Genomic DNA, 17,251 nt, shown 5'->3' with positions numbered 1-17,251 from the left:
TTAAAAACATAACACAAGGAGGACTAAAAATGAATAACAAGATGGTCGAGAAGTACAAAGAAATAATCCGTGATGGACAAGGGACGTTAGTTATTATATTTATAAATTTAATTGTATTTATCGCTTTAAATATAATTCCTAGCCTTGGAGCGAAATTATTGTTGAATCATGAGATATCTTTGATACTAGAAAAACCTTGGACATTAGTTACTGTATTTTTCTCACATCAAGTGCTTATTCACATAATTTTAAATATGGGTTTATTTTTATATTTTGGTTCAAGATTAGAAAAGATTACAAACGCAAAAACAGTAGTAATGGTCTATTTGATAGCAGGGCTGATGGGTAGTCTGGCATTTCCATTTAACGGATTAATAATTGAGCGAACAGGGCTTATTGCGGGGGCTTCTGCAGCCGTTATGGGAGTAGTTTCTGCATTCGCAGTTATGCGCCCTAGTACAGTAATACTAAAATCGAAGGCTATGTGGTGGGTATTAGCTTTGATTGTCTTTAGTGTATTTTCTGCAATTTTAATTCCTCAAGCATTAGATAGTGGTGTTGCTCATCTTACAGGAATTTTTGTGGGACTAATTTCTGGATATTATATTAAAAACAAAGAAAATATAAAGTCTAAATGACAGCGAGATATGCCGCAATTTTATAAAAGCAAAGAAAGTTGATATGTTCCCTTGAACGTCCCTTTTCGGAAAAACAGCCAAAAACCCATTGATATGTTTCCTCATACGCAAGGTGCAAAAATCGCCCTCTGCCATCAATGCTATCCTCTCGAGCCACGTGGAGTGCGTAGTATTGATGTCTATAATTTAAAGTTCGAAAAGTATTGAAATTACTAAGTTTCATAAAATGAAAGTAAATCTGTCCACTCGACTTAACCCCTCGATATGCGTTCATGGGAACATATTGAGGGTGTTTTTTTGGATAAAATACGACCTCAAAAATGGTAGGGTTGAGGAGACAGAATAGATGGAGCCATCCAAAGGGTTCATTGGAACAATCGAGGATGCAGGTCCATTGTCTGGCGATGCGTCAGCCGCCTTGAAGAAAAAGGTTCCGACTGCCCCTCCCCAACCATCAATGAAGAGGCTTTAAAGGTAGCAGTTGTAAAAGCAATAAATGATGTGCTGGCCGAAAAAGACATTTTCCTTGCAGTCTTAATCGAAAATATTGCCACCGTTTTAAATGAAGAATGCGACAAAGCCACAAAAGACATTGATGAAAAACTGGACGAGCTTCAAAAGAATTATTAAGACTGGCCAATTCCAAAGCGAATTATGAGGATGTGGCAGATGAGATCTATCGCCTTAGGGAATTGAAGCAAAACGCCCTGATTGAAAATGCAGAGCGTGAAGGAAAAAGACAACGCATTATTGAAATGGCAGAGTTCTTAGATGATCAACCAAGAGAATTGGAAGAATATGATGAACAGCTAGTAAGAAGGCTTATTAAGAAAGTGAGAGTTTTTGAAGAGAAGTTTACGGTGGAATTTAAGTCGGGCGTTGGAGCCGATGTTGACTATTATTAAGAATAATGATAAGATACGAATGAATAAAATAAAATGTTCATTCACTCGGAGGGATACTTTATGTTAGACAAACGACAAGAGATATTTAAAAGTGCGAGGGAATTATTCTATATAAAAGGCTTTAAAGAAATTGGTGTTGCAGACATTGCAAAGCTAGCTGGAATAGGTGTAGGTACATTTTATAACTACTACGACTCAAAAGAGCAGATTTTCTTTGAAGTCCTTATGAAAGAAAATGAAAAGCAAAAAAAGAGCTTGCTGGAATCTTTTAACCTCAATGAAGATGATCCATTAGCGCTAGTTACAAAATTAGTGACACAGAATCTTAACGCAATGAACACAAATAAGATTCTAAGGGAATGGAATAACAAGGAACTGGTCAGTAAATTGGAGCAACATTTCCATGAACAAGACGGTATAGAAAGCATAGGAGAGTTGTTCCAGAGCACTGCATCAGAACTGATAAAAAAATGGAAAGCTGAAGATAAAATCAGAATTGACCTGGATGATGAGCTTATATTAGCTTTATTGAACTCTGTACATTATATCGACGTTCATAAGGGAGATATTGGAGTTCACCACTTTCCGCAGATTATATATTACTTAGTAGAGTTCATAATGAAAGGGTTAACTGACTGTCATAAGGAATAGATAGACCAGGCAGTTATTTTTTGTTATTACATGAATGAATTACATTCAATATTCATTCACTCTTGTAAAAGGATGGGTGAAAAGTGAGAAGCATAATCTCCGTGAGAGCAAAGAAACGTGGATTTCGGTTTGATAGTATGTTTGAAAAAATGAAGGGAGGAACTATGTGTGCGAAAAATACTGTTAGTGGTACTAGTGATTACTCTTGTAGCAGTTTTAGGATTTGTAACATTTTTAGCCGTTGAAACCTGGCGTGAAAACAGAAGTCTCTCTGTGGGCGCTGTAGATTTTAATAATCTCAATGACGGTACTTATATTGGAGAGTATGGCGGCTATGCCGGAAATCTCAGATTAAGGGCCAAGAAACTACAGGTTACAATAAATTCAGGAAAGATCACTGCCATTCAATTATTGGAGGAAGACCATCCATCCGAAGTCTCTGAAGGGAATATGAATGAATTAATTAATTCCATAATTACGTTACAATCATTGGATGTGGATACCATCAGCGGAGCTACCGTTACCTCAAAAACTTACCTCAGTGCGGTTGAAGACGCTCTGCTCAAAGCACTAATTGAATAAAAAAAGGATAAACATGCTTGGTCAAGGGAGGAAAAGTTAAAATGCTAAAAAGAAAACTAAAATTATTGTCGGTGTTTCTGGTTTTGGCGCTGGCAGCAGGATGGACGATATTAGCTATTGAACGGCTTGAGGGCAGAAATCTTACTATTAATAACGTGGATTTTAACAATCTTAAAGAGGGCACTTATTTTGGTGAATATGATGGTGGTATGCTCAAAATGAGAGCAAAAAAAGTGATGGTGACAGTGACTTCTGGAAATGTCACAGATATCCAGCTATTAAAGCCTGAACTAACTCGACAAAACAAGTATCATCCCAGTGAATTGTTCAACAGAGTCATCAATGCACAATCATTGGAGGTGGATGTAACCAGCGGTGCAACTGTCACTCATAAAGCATTTCTTAAGTCCTTGGAAATTGCTTTAAGCAAAGCGAAAAATAGTGATTAGTTATTATGAACTGGGGTTTTGAAACATGATTACGTTTCTCTTAGCTGGGTTCCTTATGATACAAGGTTGTTAGGTAAAGTAAGAGCAATTTATGGGGGAGTGTTCTTATGAAGAAAGTGGTTGCGGTAATTGGGAGTCAGAGCAAAAACGCTACTTATAACGCTGTCCAGAAAATGGAAAGCAACTTGATGCAATATGTAGATATAGAATTTGAGTATATTTTTTTAAGCGAGTTTCACCTAGAGTTTTGCCAAGGATGCAAGCTATGTTTTGAAAAAGGAGAACAATATTGTCCTTTAAAAGATGATAGAGATAAGTTGCTGGAGAAATTGGATAATTCTGATGGGGTTATTTTTGCTACTCCTGTTTATGGATTTCAGGTGACGGCTCGAATGAAAAATTTTATAGATAGATCTTCTTATATTTTTCATCGTCCATGTTTTTTTAGTAAAACTTATATAGCTGTCGTAACCCAAGGAGTTTTTGGTGGAAGGGGAGTTCTTAAATATTTGGAGTTCGTAGGGAAGAGATTAGGTTTTGAGGTAATTAAAGGCAGTTGTGTGCGAACATCAGAACCAATCACCGATTATCAGCAAAAATGGATCGAAAAAGAAATGAAAAAATCTGCTGAAAGGTTTTACAAAGGACTTATTCAGTCAAAATTAAGTACGCCATCATTTTTTAGTTTAATCCTTTTTAGATTAATAAGAACATGTTTACAATTTGAAGATAGTTGCTCGCGTGATTTTTCTTATTATAATGAAAAGGGATGGTTTCACTCTGACTATTATTATGAGGCTAAATTGGGCCTTATAAAAAAAAGTGCAGGGAACCTATGTGATAGGATAGCTTATACCATTAGGAAAAACTGGTGAGAAAAAAATGATGCAAGAAAATTATCAAGTCATTTTTTATTTATACCCAAATCTTAGAAAGGCGGTCAAATAGAATGAAAGGGTGCAATAAGATTCTATTAATAGCAGGTCTTGCATTGCTCATTGTGTTAATTGTAGGAGGTGCGATATTTATGTTTGGTATAAAAAAAGAAGAATTCCTTGAAAAATATTTTGTTGAGCCAGGGGCACTACTGCAAGTTTACAACAAAACAGGAAGCATATCAATTACAAGTTGGGAACAGGACTATATAGAGGTTGTAGCTGTCAAACAGAGCGTGTTAGGGCTATTTCTGGATCAGGTAAATATTGAGGTAAAAGTTAGCGATAGAATTGTTATAAGCAGTGAATACAGTAATAGAGCATCCCTAATAGTTGGCGTTGAGTACCAAATAAGAGTGCCTGAAGGAATACTAGTGTCCCAGGTAGATAATTCAACAGGAAGTATCAATGTTGAGAATGTCGCAGGAGATGTCATTGCACAGACATAAAGTGGCAGTATCAATGTAAAGAATATTGCTGGGGAAGTCTCAGTCCAAACGTCCACAGGCGGGATTGAAATTAATGGAGTTACTGGTTTAGTAAATGCAATAACCGATAATGGCAAAATTAGCGTTACCGAAGCAGGCGGTATACATAAGATCTGTACCAAGCGTGGTAGCATTTCAGTTGAAGTTTCAGCTATTCAAGAAGACTTGGAAATTGGCTCTCAATCCGGCACAATTACAGTTTTTCTTTATCCAGGTATAGATGCATATATCAAGGTAGGAACTTCTAGTGGAAATATTTCATATGAAGGTTTGAATCTTACAGTCATTGAATCAACTAATAATTGTTTAAGATAGCAAAAAATGACCAATTGCTGACTGACTTGCCTGTCCGAAAATTGCCAGATATAATGACCATAACTACTCTTAAGAAAGGAAAGACGCCCCTTTTTGATAGACTGCTCACCACAGCAGTCTCAGGGACGTCTCACACAACTCTTATGGTCATTCTATCAGAATATGAGTTGATTGAAAACCCTGAAACCAGTGTTTTTTGTTAGGAGTCTGGAGCCATTTTGTTGTCCCTGTTGTCGTGGCGAGAAAGCCACTGTCATTGGAAGCCGCAACAGGAAAATCATTGAAACCAGTGAAGGCAACCCTCAGACTAAGACCATCCGCATCAGACGGTTGAAATGTGAATCCTGCAGCAGGATCCATCACGAACTTCCCGGCAGTGTGATCCCCTACAAACGCCATGCAGTCAAAAGTGTTGAAGCCGTTCTGGAAGGAAACATCTCACTGGTCATTGTGGAAAATTCCACCATTAGACGCTGGGTTTCCTGGTTTGACGGTCTCACCTGCCACCTGCTGGGTGTGTTGAACACCATGACAAAAGACAATACAGTGGAAAAAACTCCCTTTCCCGGAACCCGACTCCAACGGCTCCGGCAGTACGTAGGCGAGACAACTGGATGGCTAAGCCGCGTTGTCCACCAGGCAGTGAAACAAAATCTTTGGGTACAGACCCGTTCGGCCTTTTCTGCCGGGTAAAGCCGGTGTATGGTGATGACAATCCCCTTTTAGAAAGGAAGATGGTCATGACCAAGGAAGGATTGGGAGCAAAAGTTTTTCTGATTAGTTGTAATAAAAAAATATGTTAAAATGTAAATATTTAAAGTAGGCTGTGCGATAATCTCTACTATGGGGTGAAATTTATAAAATGCACAAAAATGAAACAATTAAATTATTTTTCATTAAATTATTCCATACAATCATTTGGGTTGTTTTTGTGATATTAATATCCTACATACTTTACTCATCAATAAAGAACATAGTTAATGCATTCACATTTATTGCAATATTAATAGTAGGAATAGAAGGTGTAATACTTTTTCTAAATGGATGGAAATGTCCATTAACAACTATCGCAGAAAAGTACGATAATAAAAGAGAAATTGGATTTGATATATTTCTTCCGAAATGGTTAGCTAAGGACAATAAAGTTATATTCACAGTTTTGTATCTATCAGGCATAACAATTGTTATTCTTAGGTTGCTTACAAAATAATTAAAAAAGAGTAATTATCTAGGGATTTTTCAGTCTCGTTATTAATCGACATGTTCCCTCATACCTCGGTTTCTTAAAAATAAGTAAAAAACCGATTGATATGTTCCCACATACGTCGGGGGTCAAAAATCAACTTCTGACATCAATGCCATCAACTCGAGTCACCTTGTTTGCGGGAACATATCAAGGAATACGGGGTGTGCAAACCTTGCCGGAGCGCTATTATCCGGTAGTTTCCGGCCCTTGCCCCTTGGCAATTTTTTAGAAACTCTCTCTCGGGGCCAGTAACACGGTGAGGGACAGGCCCCTATTAGGATATTCTGTGGCCCAAAAGCTGAAAGAACAACTTGCCGCCAGGGGCCACAAAGTTACCACCGAGCAGGTTACCATCAGCGGAGAAGCATCTCCCGGAAAGAGGAATTTCCAATTCACTGCCGTATAAAGAGAATTATAGAAAACTTTATTTTCATTATTTGAGGACACTTGACATCTAGCTATCTGATTTCTAAAATTCCTTGTGCTGAGATTGAGCGGTGGGGACCAAGGATTTCTCTGTGACATCCTCACGGGGTCAATAGACCCCAAAGATACTCGCTGGTATTTTCTAATATAATCCATAGAAATGATTATCGTGCAAATTATCTAAAAAACACACCCACCAGGAGGAAAACATATGTTTAACAATGACTATATAATGCGAGAAATAGAAAACCTGTCGAAGGCAGCAGTCAGATTTTTTAAAAAAGATATTATTACGATTGAGATATTTGATGAACAAGAAAACATTTCAGACAGCGGCTTTTTATATTACAGATTGAAAAAATTAATTCAGGATAGAAAGATTAATGAAGCAGAGGACCTTCTTTTTGAAGAGGTTGAACGCAATAGAAGCAAAGAGCACTTAAAAGTTGCCATTGCATTTTTTAAGGATTTAAACGAATTGACTGATGAAACATTGCTTAACTGTGACTATTCACGGAATGAAATTTATGAAGGAATTCAAGCTGTTCAAAAGTACTACAGAACTCCGAAATAACAGCAGCTTCACTGAAGTGAAGCTGCTGGCTAGTATTACTATAAAAAAGAAAAGATAGTTTTAGAAAGCTTTCGTCTGCAGTTAGCCATAGCACTACTATGCCACCCGCTCGCTTGCTCTCCGAAGTGTAATTACCGCTGCAAAAAACAGTATACAATTGGCAGCGGTTAAAATAAACAGAGGTAAATACAGCCTGCCCCAATCAACTGCTGGTAAAAGGGATAGGTAGAAAGCATCTATTATCCAATTAGTGGGAATTACCATCATGATTTTTTCTATAATGGGATGAAGGGCAACATTTTGAAGAAGAACGGGAACCAGTAAAAAAATCATCACCATGGATGATATTTCATTCAGGGTCATCAGGTCTTCCGTCAATCCACCTACTATTAGACCTGTTAAAGTAGTAAGTATTGCCCCCAAAATTAGAAAAGTGAAAAAGACACCCGGAGAGCTTATATTCAAGCTGCTAACCAAAGCGGTTAGCAGGCCTACTATGCTGCACAATAAAAATCCGGTAATGGCTTTGCTGGTAATAATCACAGGAAAACTGATCCCTGCGGTCACCATCGCTCTCAGGGTTCCTTTTTCTTTTTCCTCAACAATCAAGGAGGGTACCAGCAGAGTACCAATCATTACTAATCCCATAACCACACTTATTACTGAGATCTGGGTATGCATACCCCTAGGGGGTGTTTCGTCATCTTTCACGATACGCTCTACCTCTACATCTGGCATAACCTGTTCTCCTGCAGCGCTAAGGTACATAAACAAAATCATATTTGCCAGCGGGTGATTCTCCGTGTTTTCCAAAATCGTTATTTTTTTCGGGTTTCCCTCTTCCAGGGCCTCCTGGTATCCCTGGGGGAGAATCACTCCTATCTGGATATTTCGTCCCAATGCTTCTTTCAGTTCATTTTCTCTGGTGTATTCCCTCAGGTATATTTCCTCAGTTTCGGCCATCTCTGCCAGGAATACCGGTGCTTCTCCCAGGTAACCTACACTGATCAGGCCGTCGGGAAGCAGGTAGGTATACCCTCCGCCAATTATCAGCGGCATCATAATAATAAAAATAAATGACATATTGCGAACCATATCCTTTACGTCTTTTAAGAAAATGATAAGTGCATGGTACATTATGAAGCCAGCTCCTTTCCGGTAAGCCTGACATATACATCCTCCAGGGTAGCTTCACCTAAACGCAGGGAGCGGAGCTTTCCACAGTTCAATAGTTCAACGATGTGATTTTCTTTTTCCCTGGGCAAAAAAAGCTCCCGGGTTTGTCCTTCCTCTTCTATAACCACGTTCCATTCATTACGCCCGTAACGCTTTTTTAAATTTTGCGGCGAATCCACTGCCACCAGCTGTCCCTGATTTAAAAAACCAATTCGGTGGCATAATTCATCTGCCTCCTCCATGTAGTGGGTAGTAAGAAAAACGGTTACCCTGCTGTCAACAATATTTTTTATTACCTGACGCAGCTTGCGGGCTCCCAGTGGATCCAGCCCCAGTGTCGGTTCATCTAAAAAAAGAAACTGAGGCTTGTTAATAAGGGCACGGGCCAGTTCCAGCCGCTGACGCATCCCCCGGGAAAAATGTTTTACCGTTTTTCTACCGGTGTCTTCCAGGTCAACCATTTGCAGAACTTCGTCGGGGCTGTGTATGTCTTTCCCCTGGTAAAGAGAACTAAAAAATTGCAAATTTTCCCTGGAAGTTAGTCTTTCATACAGACTTCCGGTAAACGTAGCCCCAATTTTTTGCCGGTACTCATGGTTTGTAGGAGTATATTTCCCATCCAGCACTTTTACCTCTCCTGCGGTAGGAGTAAGCAGCCCGGTCAGCATCTTAATTGTGGTAGTTTTACCCGAACCGTTTGGGCCCAGCAGTCCAAAGAGTTCACCTTTCATAACCCGAAGATTCAAATTTTTCACTGCCGGCACCTTACCAAAATTTTTCCCTAAATTAATGGTTTCGATTGCCACCGTCATTCAACCACCTGCCTTCGTTTTTTTAATATTATAATTAGAAAAGAGCGGCAGTGCGATAAATATCAGCCAGGTGGAGAAAAAAGAGCCTTGACTGGAGCATTGGGGTGCTACAGATTAAGAAGGGATTTAAGTTCGTCTACCCGGTGTTTGCTTAATGGTACCTTAAAGCCGGGGGTACGAAGATTCAGTTCGAAAGAATTCTTGCTCCACTTTACAATTTCTTTGACTTCTTGTAAATTGACCAGGCAGCTGCGATGAGAGCGGAAAAAGCCCTCTCCTACCAGTTTCTCCTCCAAAGCTGAAAGAGTATAACGAGCTTCAAAAGTACCTGATGTGGTCACCACTTCCATCTGCCCTCCTGTGGTCTGAATATATAAGATTTCCTCCGGTGAAAGCAGAACCGTTGTGTCATCTTTATAAACAGGAATTCTCTGCCAGGGGCTTGAAGACAGTTGTGATTTTTGTGTTTTTTTATCTCCATCTTCATTGATTATTTTCTCATCGTTAACTTTATCTAAAGCAGTCGGAACAATCTCGCCTGTTTCCAGGTAAAGAAGACGCTGGCAGCAATTAACCGCTTCTCTCTGGCCAAAGGTTGTCAATATTAAAGAGCATCCCTCTTCTACGAGATTGTTGATTACTTCCTGCATGACAAAGTGAGACAGGCGATCTATTTTTAGAAACGGTTCGTCTAAAAGAAGCACCTGCGGGCTGCCGAGAAGAACTACAGCCAGGTTTAAACGGCGTAGAATACCGGTTTCCAACAGCGAACACTTGTGGTTGAGGAATTCCTGGAGGCTAAATTCTTCCACTAAACGGTTTACAGATTTATAAGCAGTTCCATATAAAGATGCAAAAAAAGATAGATTTTCCTTAACGGTTAAACGTTCATATGAAAAATTTTCTTCAAAGAGAATCCCTCGTTTTTGTGCGCAAATCACTTTTCCGGAGGGAGGGGGTATGGTACCGGCTAAAATTTTTTGGAGGGTTGTTTTTCCGCTGCCCGGGCTGCCTATTACGCCCATAATTTCACCGGGATTCACAGTAAAAGTAATATGATGTGAAATCGCTACAAGTTTAATCCTTTGTGCCTGAATCAATATATTCACCCCTCTTGATTCAATAACCATGCATCCAACTGTTATTTCCAAACGTCAACAATTATTAAAACTTGTTGACGAATAATTACAGTTAAGATTTTATGTTATCAATTAAAGTGCTCTGCATGGTATTCTATCCCTTTCGAATATACAGCAATCCATACATCAGCTTTCAAAGCCTGATTACATTGCCTGATAATAGGAGTTTATTCTTTCAAACATGTATCCACTTTGCTGTGGCAGTTTTATGATGTTAATATTCCATAAAAACAGAAATTTCCCTTTAAAAACAAAAATAATCTCAAATTAGGGGAACTGGACATAGTTTTCACTGAGCTTTTTATGCCCAGTTCATCAAGGACTGATGCTTCCATTGATGAAATATTTAATTTTTCTAGTGGCAGCTAGACTCATAAACAAAGTCTGCACACACTGTTTAATTAGTGCAGTTGCTTGACATAATTCTAAATAACTAGATAAAATCCACTTTAATGCTCAATTTTTGAGTATTTTTTGTTTTTTCGATAATATTACCTGAATCGGGAAGGAATTTACAGATTAAAATGTAAATGTATAAAATAGGTATTAATAGTATTGTATGGATAATTATCTTTGCATGAAGATAAGTTTAATACTTCCTTAAGATTCCAAAAAAGATAAAACTGGACAAAATTTCTTTTAGGCGAACCTATGAAGACTGAAAGAACCTTACTATTACAAAGCTAAAAATTCATACGTACATAAAAACAACTAAAATAACTAAAATAACTAAAACAAAGGCCAGCTCTTTGAGTTCTATATAGCTGCAAAAATTTAATATTAAGTAAAATTATGATAAATACTATAGGTAGTTTTTTAAAAAAAAGGAGGAAATTAGCATGGGTATTTTAGGGGTAATAGTAGTAATAGTTTTAGTGTTAGCATATTTTGGATTGCTTATATTCTGCATGATTGCAAAAGTAAGCAAAAAAACAGAAAAATTATTTAGAATTGTGGGGGTATTATTATGTATAGCAGGTTTAGTACTAGCAATACATGATATATTTGAACCTACTATATTACAAAATCTAATTACTGATTTAGGGGTTAGCCCGTTAGTTATAGGTGCTCAACTTATAAACATTAGCATATGGATTACATTTATTAACGTAAATAAAAAAGAGAACAGGAAGGATGACATAGAAAGAATAAGTAGAGAAAACAATTGATATTAAAGGCTTTTATAAAGAATAATGAAAAAAAATTGAGCTGCTTAATAGACAATATCGTTTAGATTATATATTATTGATTTACAACTTCTGCTAATCCATATAATTCGAGATATCGGATCTTAAGCTTCCGTCGCTAACGACGCTATTAATGCCAGCAACGTGAACGACGTGATTATTGACCACAGGGAGGAGAGGCTCACATGGATGACGTTATGACGGACATGGCCAGCAATGCTGTTATTTTCAAAGTAGATATATTAAAACAAATACAATGATTAACAATGTAAATGATTTTGAATATATAAACTCTCATATAAATCAAACGCTGCAAATTGACTTGTTGGAGTTAAGGGAGGTGTATGAATGAAAGAACCCTATATTTCTCCTTCAGTGCATCAAATGGGTGGTGGAGATGATATGCAGCCAATAGCACCATTGCTTGCCGCGTTGTATGTAGTAATAGTTGCTGCTGATAAATACGGCAGCATACGTGTTAGTTGCTACCAAAAATAATCTTTCTGGCTAAACTGTATTACTCCTCCATTTCTATATCATGGTAAGTGTGTTTTATTCATCTAAATGTGCATGGAGATTTAGAAAATACCGGCGGGAATCCTTGGGGTCTATTGACCCCGAGATGAAAGCCGGAAAAGCTACTATATGTCGCAAAATTAATGGATACAACACTTGCATTTGCATCATGAGCATGCTATACTATTTGCATGGAGAACATACGTTCCAGGACATGCGTTTACAACATCTGATATCATATTGTTTGGTCAACTAAATACCGTAAAAAGATCTTAACTGGTAAAATAGCCGATTACTGTCATCAGCTATTTTATGAAATCGCTGATGAGTTCGAGTTTCAAATAGCCAACATGGAAATTATGCCGGATCATATACATCTTTTTGTGACTGCACATCCCAAAAAAGCGCCTGGAGATATTGTAAAAAAACTAAAAGGAATTTCTGGCAGGAAGCTTTTCATACAGTTCCCTTGAGTTAAGGAAAGTATATTGGAAAAATCAAATATGGAACCCATCAACGTATTATGGAACTGCAGGATGTATTACACAGGAAACTATCCAAAGATATATTGAAAATCAAAAAAAGCAGGTGAAATAGTGAGTGCCTTTTACCTATCTGACAAAATACGCATTACCCCGAACAAAACAGCTATAGACAAACTTTGGGCGGTTTCTTATGCTTGCAAAGACGTCTGGAACCGATTGAACGGAGAGCATTATGATAGGGATAAGAAAACCAACTATTATCAACAGAAAAAACAGCTTCCGCTGCTAAAACAACAACACACTGCATTGAAAGTGCCCTCTTCCCAGGTTTTACAGGAAGTAGTCAAATCCCTCAATGCCAGCTGGCAGATGTATTTCACCAAGCATAAAAAAGGTGATCCAGGTGTTAAGCCTCCGAGGTTCAAATCATACAAATATTTCTTCACCCAGAAATACCCACAGCAGGGTGTTTCCTTTGAAATCCACTGCGGCATCTTGCGCCTGGCCTACGGCAAGAATAAATCCAGTTGGATTGAGATTAAATTACCACAACGGGAGTATGATTTCCAGGCGGTCAAGAATGTTGTTGTTTCTTATGACCAGCGGGACAAGAAATGGTACGTATCGCTGAATCGTCATGTCCAGCTGCCCGAAAAACGGGTCAATGCCCATACTATCTATTTTGACCCAGGTTGCAAGATGACATTGACCGGTATAAAGACAGATTATTCAGTTGTAGAGTATGACATCAACCCCTTAAGAGAGCTAAACTTAAAGCATTACCTGCTAATCAATCATCTAAAGTCTCTAAGAGATACAAAACAGAAACACTCCGGGCGTTGGCGCAGGCTGAACAAGAAAATCAGCGGCTTGTACCGCAAAATACGCACCCAGACAAACACTACCTGCACAAACTGGCTAACCAGATATTAAAAAACCACCCGGATACAAACTTTAAGATAGGTAACTGGAACAAAGGGCAGACCCTTGCTGCTACGGGCATCGTTATTATTGACAAGCGCATCAACCGTCAGGTTCAAAATAACAACCCTGTCAAGAAACTCATCGGATACCTGCGTTACAAAGCCATTATGAACGCTCAGCAGGTCGAAGAATTCGATGAGAGGGGTACAACCAGAACCTGTTCCGGTTGCGGCAGCCAACAGCAGATGCCACCAAACAAAAGGGTTTACCTTTGTCCAAAGTGTGGCTTTAAGGTGGAACGTGATATTAACTCGGTGCTTAATTTTTTAAAAAACGATAATTATGCCATGTGGCATGGCCTGGGCGAAGTGCTCAGTATCGTCAGTTATCGTTTTAACCCTGTAACTGGCGCAAACCAAAGGATCGAAAGTCGATCTGTCATCCTGAACTACCAGGATGCACGGGGTCTATTGACCCCGTGAGGATGTCACGAGATTGGTAATTCATGCAAGACAAGTTACTGAATCTCCAGGCATTAGCAGTTGTTGAAGACTTGAAATCAGTGCGGGAGGTTAAAAATGAATATTGGTATCATTGTTTATTCTCAAACGGGGAACACCTATTTTGTGGCACAAAAACTGAAGGAGCAACTTGCCGCCAGGGGCCACAAAGTTACCACCGAACAGGTTACCATCAGCGGAGAAGTATCTCCCGGAAAGAGGAATTTCCAATTCTCTGCCGTACCCTCAGTGAAACCTTACGACGCCCTCGTTTTCGGTTCACCGGTACAGGCCTTCTCCCTTAGTGTGGTCATGGAAGATTACTTGGACCAACTTTCCTCCCTGAAGGGGAAAAAGGTGGCCTTTCTGGTCACCAAACACCTGCCTTTCTATTGGACGGGGGCAAACCGGGCCCTCAGGCACATGCAGAAGATCTGCGAGGGTAAGGGTGGGGAGGTCCTGGGTTCGGGGATTGTCATCTGGTCCGGGTCCAGAAAAGTCAAAACCATGAAAAGTGCCCTGGAAAACCTGACACAGTTATTCTAATGGGATTTGGAGGTTAACTATGAGCAGTATAAAAAAGATCGCCCTGGTTTTTCTGTCCTTAATAGTTGTTCTGGCGCTGGTCCTGGCAGGAGCTATAAAAAAAATTGAATCCAATATGGAAGCCCTGAGGACCCTGTCCCTGGAACAAATCGATATCGCCGGCATCGAAAATGGCACCTACACCGGTAGCTTCAGTTCCTTTCCCGTAGCTGCCGAGGTACGGGTGACGGTGGAGGGGCAGGCAATAAGTGAAATTGAACTGGTTAAACACAACCACGGCCAGGGAGAGGCGGCGGAGGTCCTGACCGGGCATGTGCTGGATGCCCAAAGCCTGGATGTAGATGTAATTTCCCAGGCTACTTACAGCAGTATTGTAATTCTAAAAGCGATAGAAGATGCCCTTATGGGGGCTAATTAAGAGATGGGAATAGGACAGGAAGAATGACGGACTCCCCTTTCAAAGTATTCCGAGCAAGCAACGGTTGAAATATTGACCGATGCAATAAAAGAAATTATTGATTACCATAACGCACAAAGAAATACTGTAGTTACTGATATTAAGGCAGCAAAGAAGTGAGCTAAAATATCGCCTGCCACACAGCAACTGCTTATTAATAATGTTTTTTGTGGTAAGTGTGGCGTTACAACAATAGTAGATTATATTTTACATAATGATCGTTTTGGGGTGGTGCTTAAAGGTAAATGCAAGAAGTGCGGCAAGGATGTAGCGAGGCTTGTTGAAGATGGTTAAACATAACATATGGCTGCAAATAACGATAAAAAACTACTTAAAATATGATGTTTATGTTTTATTTGACAACAAATAGCATTACCTTTATCACTGTCGGAGTATCTTGCATCCTGGTCACCCTTCCGACACGTTTAACGGCAACCTGCTCAAGTAACTTAAAAAAAAGGTTGTTCGATTATAAGTAAAGGTTGGTTGAGCATAATTTTCTTTACTCTAACCTAAGAATTAGAAAGGTGGAAAGTTCATTGAAATCAGTTTCCAGGTGGTACTTTGATGAGCTGGAGCAGATTGGCCTTGATTATACTGATATTAAAGAAGTTCAAGCATATGACCAGCGTATGCAGAAAATAAGGGACATAAGTAAAGAAATTCAAGAAATAATGGCTGAAATCAACGTAAAAGAAGAACACGTGATTCTTGAAATTGGTACAGGAACAGGAGAGTTGGCTGTAGAAGTTTCTAAATATTGTAAAGAATTGATTGCTTTAGATGTGTCTGGTACCATGTTAGAGTTTGCCCGGCATAAAGCGAAAGCTCAAAATAGAAATAACATAACTCTTGTCCAGGGTGGATTTTTAACCTATGAGCATCAAAAGCAACCATTTGATGCCGTTATATCACAATTGGCTTTGCACCATCTTCCGGATTTTTGGAAAATGATTGCATTAAAACGGGTTTATGAAATGTTAAAAGATGGCGGCAAATTTTTTCTAAGAGATGTAGTGTTTCCTTCTAATGTTGAAAACTATAATAAGTTTTTCAATGAGCTGCTAATTCACATAAGAGAGAACGCTGGACAGGAGATTGCTGGAGAAACAGAGATTCATATTAAAGAAGAGTTTTCTACTTTGGATTGGATAGCAGAGGAGATGTTAAAGAGAGCAGGATTTAAGATAGATAAAGCAGAGTATTATAATAATTTTTTAGCGACTTACGTTTGTACTAAGCAATAAAGTGGCTTTTGGAAAATGAGTTATAAGGATGTGCACTCTGAGACATTGTCTAATTTTCTAGTCCAAAATCCTATTGTAGGAGATAGGTGCCAAATGAATGAAAAGCTAATCGCTCCTTGCAATTGCAGCTTATACATTGCTTATCAATTTACGAAAAATAACTTGAACAAACAAGGATTCCACAAGAATTTGCATGTTACTTCAGGATAAAGCCATTTAAGGATTCTTTAAGGTTTTATCATGTTCACCAATATTTCGCAGAAGGATACCATCCTTATAGTATTGCCATGTCATACGATAATTCATGGTAATACTTGCCTCATATATATCTTTAGTACCCTTGATTTTCTTGGTTCTTAAAGAAGGATGTTTTGGATTCTCCTCCATTAGCTCTAGTTTGCTTTTTAAAGCTTTTTTAACGTTTTCTTCTAATAGTTTTGTCTTTTGCTTGAAAAGGTTTGAATAGTAATATTTCATAATTCCAGGTCCTTGAATAATTGTTCTTTGGAATCAGCTGAATTAATTTTCTCATTTTCAATTTCTTTTTCTACTTGTTTTTCTTCCTGTTGCCATTTATTAGTCCAAAAAAAAGCTTGTTCTTTTGGCACCGTAACTACAGGACGTAATATTATTTGATCACCATCAACTTTTATTTCTAAGGTATCACCCTTTTTAAGATCTAACTTTTTAATTATTTCAACCGGGATGGTTATTTGAGATCTGCTTCTAATTTCAGTTAACATTTAAATCACCTCCGAGCAAAAGTGTGAATTTCTTACATTCTTATTATACGAAAATTTCAAACAAAGTGCAAGCATTATTGAAAAATGTAGACAACAACGCCTGCAAAAATAAGGTGTTTTTTTGTATTGCTGATTCACTACTAGAACCGGTCCGGGTATTAGAACAAAATTCGTAAATGCTAGATTTATTTCAGTTGAAAATAACAACCCTAAAAATAGCTTTTAAACCTTAAATGCTCAAATTTATGAGCATTATTTCTCATTTTCGATAATATTTTCTACCATAAGAAGGAAATTATAAGGTAAAAAT

At 38.4% G+C, this 17,251-nt stretch carries 25 protein-coding genes and 1 pseudogene; 20 read left to right on the top strand and 6 right to left on the bottom strand.

Annotation, left to right across the window (positions count from 1 at the left end; all coding sequences use genetic code 11):
- The first annotated feature begins 29 nt into the window (after nucleotides 1-29).
- The 12 genes from HUE98_RS08690 (at nucleotide 30) to HUE98_RS08640 (ending at nucleotide 7,209) form a co-directional block, all read left to right on the top strand.
- Nucleotides 30-638 carry a rhomboid family intramembrane serine protease gene (locus tag HUE98_RS08690; protein WP_241423428.1) on the top strand — a complete coding sequence of 203 codons (609 nt, stop codon included), beginning with the start codon at nucleotides 30-32 and terminating at the stop codon, nucleotides 636-638.
- 342 nt (nucleotides 639-980) lie between these two features.
- Entirely contained in the window at nucleotides 981-1,268 is a 288-nt protein-coding gene (locus tag HUE98_RS18035) for a recombinase zinc beta ribbon domain-containing protein (protein WP_407080312.1), read from the top strand.
- 32 nt (nucleotides 1,269-1,300) lie between these two features.
- Entirely contained in the window at nucleotides 1,301-1,543 is a 243-nt protein-coding gene (locus HUE98_RS08685) for a hypothetical protein (RefSeq protein ID WP_241423427.1), read from the top strand.
- Between the two features lie 60 nt (nucleotides 1,544-1,603).
- Nucleotides 1,604-2,194, top strand: coding sequence for a TetR/AcrR family transcriptional regulator (locus HUE98_RS08680; protein WP_241423426.1), 591 nt, complete (start codon nucleotides 1,604-1,606; stop codon nucleotides 2,192-2,194).
- 168 nt (nucleotides 2,195-2,362) lie between these two features.
- Nucleotides 2,363-2,776 (top strand): FMN-binding protein, encoded by a 414-nt coding sequence (locus tag HUE98_RS08675; protein WP_241423425.1) that lies wholly within the window; start codon nucleotides 2,363-2,365, stop codon nucleotides 2,774-2,776.
- Between the two features lie 41 nt (nucleotides 2,777-2,817).
- Nucleotides 2,818-3,225 (top strand): FMN-binding protein, encoded by a 408-nt coding sequence (locus tag HUE98_RS08670; protein WP_241423424.1) that lies wholly within the window; start codon nucleotides 2,818-2,820, stop codon nucleotides 3,223-3,225.
- 107 nt (nucleotides 3,226-3,332) lie between these two features.
- On the top strand, nucleotides 3,333-4,100 hold the full coding sequence (locus tag HUE98_RS08665) for a flavodoxin family protein (RefSeq protein ID WP_241423423.1): 768 nt from the start codon (nucleotides 3,333-3,335) through the stop codon (nucleotides 4,098-4,100).
- A 152-nt stretch (nucleotides 4,101-4,252) separates the two neighbouring features.
- The gene (locus tag HUE98_RS08660) at nucleotides 4,253-4,609 is read left to right on the top strand and encodes a hypothetical protein (protein ID WP_241423422.1); all 357 of its coding nucleotides are present in this window, start codon (nucleotides 4,253-4,255) and stop codon (nucleotides 4,607-4,609) included.
- Nucleotides 4,610-5,134: 525 nt separating this feature from the next.
- Complete coding sequence (locus tag HUE98_RS08655; RefSeq protein WP_241423421.1) at nucleotides 5,135-5,656, top strand: DUF6431 domain-containing protein; 522 nt, start codon at nucleotides 5,135-5,137, stop codon at nucleotides 5,654-5,656.
- 169 nt (nucleotides 5,657-5,825) lie between these two features.
- Nucleotides 5,826-6,173 carry a hypothetical protein gene (locus HUE98_RS08650; RefSeq protein WP_241423420.1) on the top strand — a complete coding sequence of 116 codons (348 nt, stop codon included), beginning with the start codon at nucleotides 5,826-5,828 and terminating at the stop codon, nucleotides 6,171-6,173.
- A gap of 292 nt (nucleotides 6,174-6,465) precedes the next feature.
- Nucleotides 6,466-6,615, top strand: coding sequence for a hypothetical protein (locus HUE98_RS08645; protein WP_241423419.1), 150 nt, complete (start codon nucleotides 6,466-6,468; stop codon nucleotides 6,613-6,615).
- Nucleotides 6,616-6,846: 231 nt separating this feature from the next.
- Nucleotides 6,847-7,209 (top strand): DUF6483 family protein, encoded by a 363-nt coding sequence (locus tag HUE98_RS08640; RefSeq protein WP_241423418.1) that lies wholly within the window; start codon nucleotides 6,847-6,849, stop codon nucleotides 7,207-7,209.
- A gap of 96 nt (nucleotides 7,210-7,305) precedes the next feature.
- Here the strand turns inward: HUE98_RS08640 and HUE98_RS08635 are convergent, their stop codons facing one another.
- The 3 genes from HUE98_RS08635 to HUE98_RS08625 all read right to left on the bottom strand — a co-directional run bounded on the left by HUE98_RS08635 (nucleotide 7,306) and on the right by HUE98_RS08625 (nucleotide 10,297).
- On the bottom strand, nucleotides 7,306-8,346 hold the full coding sequence (locus HUE98_RS08635) for an ABC transporter permease (RefSeq protein ID WP_241423417.1): 1,041 nt from the start codon (nucleotides 8,344-8,346) through the stop codon (nucleotides 7,306-7,308).
- On the bottom strand, nucleotides 8,346-9,197 hold the full coding sequence (locus tag HUE98_RS08630; protein WP_241423416.1) for an ABC transporter ATP-binding protein: 852 nt from the start codon (nucleotides 9,195-9,197) through the stop codon (nucleotides 8,346-8,348). The genes HUE98_RS08635 and HUE98_RS08630 overlap by 1 nt, the downstream gene beginning before the upstream one ends.
- 107 nt (nucleotides 9,198-9,304) lie before the next feature.
- Nucleotides 9,305-10,297 carry a LytTR family transcriptional regulator DNA-binding domain-containing protein gene (locus HUE98_RS08625; protein ID WP_241423415.1) on the bottom strand — a complete coding sequence of 331 codons (993 nt, stop codon included), beginning with the start codon at nucleotides 10,295-10,297 and terminating at the stop codon, nucleotides 9,305-9,307.
- Nucleotides 10,298-11,175: 878 nt separating this feature from the next.
- On the opposite strand from HUE98_RS08625, the gene HUE98_RS08620 reads away from it, so the two are divergent.
- The 4 genes and pseudogenes from HUE98_RS08620 (at nucleotide 11,176) to HUE98_RS08605 (ending at nucleotide 13,457) form a co-directional block, all read left to right on the top strand.
- Nucleotides 11,176-11,505, top strand: a complete 330-nt coding sequence (locus tag HUE98_RS08620; protein ID WP_241423414.1) for a hypothetical protein — start codon at nucleotides 11,176-11,178, stop codon at nucleotides 11,503-11,505.
- 366 nt (nucleotides 11,506-11,871) lie between these two features.
- Nucleotides 11,872-12,021 (top strand): hypothetical protein, encoded by a 150-nt coding sequence (locus HUE98_RS08615; RefSeq protein ID WP_241423413.1) that lies wholly within the window; start codon nucleotides 11,872-11,874, stop codon nucleotides 12,019-12,021.
- A 257-nt stretch (nucleotides 12,022-12,278) separates the two neighbouring features.
- Nucleotides 12,279-12,636, top strand: a pseudogene (gene tnpA / locus HUE98_RS08610) (IS200/IS605 family transposase).
- On the top strand, nucleotides 12,636-13,457 hold the full coding sequence (locus tag HUE98_RS08605; RefSeq protein ID WP_241423412.1) for an RNA-guided endonuclease InsQ/TnpB family protein: 822 nt from the start codon (nucleotides 12,636-12,638) through the stop codon (nucleotides 13,455-13,457). Before tnpA ends, HUE98_RS08605 begins: the two are co-directional and overlap by 1 nt.
- Here HUE98_RS08605 and HUE98_RS08600 read toward each other — a convergent pair.
- Entirely contained in the window at nucleotides 13,454-13,687 is a 234-nt protein-coding gene (locus tag HUE98_RS08600; RefSeq protein ID WP_241423411.1) for a hypothetical protein, read from the bottom strand. The genes HUE98_RS08605 and HUE98_RS08600 overlap by 4 nt on opposite strands.
- Here HUE98_RS08600 and HUE98_RS18030 point away from each other — a divergent pair.
- The 4 genes from HUE98_RS18030 to HUE98_RS08580 all read left to right on the top strand — a co-directional run bounded on the left by HUE98_RS18030 (nucleotide 13,616) and on the right by HUE98_RS08580 (nucleotide 16,198).
- Entirely contained in the window at nucleotides 13,616-13,930 is a 315-nt protein-coding gene (locus HUE98_RS18030; protein WP_241420533.1) for a transposase, read from the top strand. The two genes, HUE98_RS08600 and HUE98_RS18030, sit on opposite strands and share 72 nt — an antisense overlap.
- A 96-nt stretch (nucleotides 13,931-14,026) precedes the next feature.
- A complete protein-coding gene (locus HUE98_RS08590) occupies nucleotides 14,027-14,494 on the top strand; it encodes a flavodoxin family protein (RefSeq protein WP_241423409.1) in 468 nt (155 codons plus the stop codon).
- A 19-nt stretch (nucleotides 14,495-14,513) separates the two neighbouring features.
- Nucleotides 14,514-14,912 (top strand): FMN-binding protein, encoded by a 399-nt coding sequence (locus HUE98_RS08585; protein ID WP_241423408.1) that lies wholly within the window; start codon nucleotides 14,514-14,516, stop codon nucleotides 14,910-14,912.
- Nucleotides 14,913-15,478: 566 nt separating this feature from the next.
- A complete protein-coding gene (locus tag HUE98_RS08580) occupies nucleotides 15,479-16,198 on the top strand; it encodes a class I SAM-dependent methyltransferase (protein ID WP_407080282.1) in 720 nt (239 codons plus the stop codon).
- 216 nt (nucleotides 16,199-16,414) lie between these two features.
- Here the strand turns inward: HUE98_RS08580 and HUE98_RS08575 are convergent, their stop codons facing one another.
- Together HUE98_RS08575 and HUE98_RS08570 are read right to left on the bottom strand one after the other, a co-directional pair.
- Nucleotides 16,415-16,675, bottom strand: coding sequence for a hypothetical protein (locus tag HUE98_RS08575; RefSeq protein WP_241423406.1), 261 nt, complete (start codon nucleotides 16,673-16,675; stop codon nucleotides 16,415-16,417).
- Nucleotides 16,672-16,941 (bottom strand): AbrB/MazE/SpoVT family DNA-binding domain-containing protein, encoded by a 270-nt coding sequence (locus tag HUE98_RS08570; protein ID WP_241423405.1) that lies wholly within the window; start codon nucleotides 16,939-16,941, stop codon nucleotides 16,672-16,674. The genes HUE98_RS08575 and HUE98_RS08570 overlap by 4 nt, the downstream gene beginning before the upstream one ends.
- Between the last annotated feature and the right edge of the window lie 310 nt (nucleotides 16,942-17,251).

This window comes from Candidatus Contubernalis alkalaceticus (assembly GCF_022558445.1).
Taxonomy (GTDB): domain Bacteria; phylum Bacillota; class Dethiobacteria; order SKNC01; family SKNC01; genus Contubernalis; species Contubernalis alkaliaceticus.
Note: the sequence above shows the minus strand (reverse complement) of the source record. Positions and strands in the feature narration are given on the sequence as shown.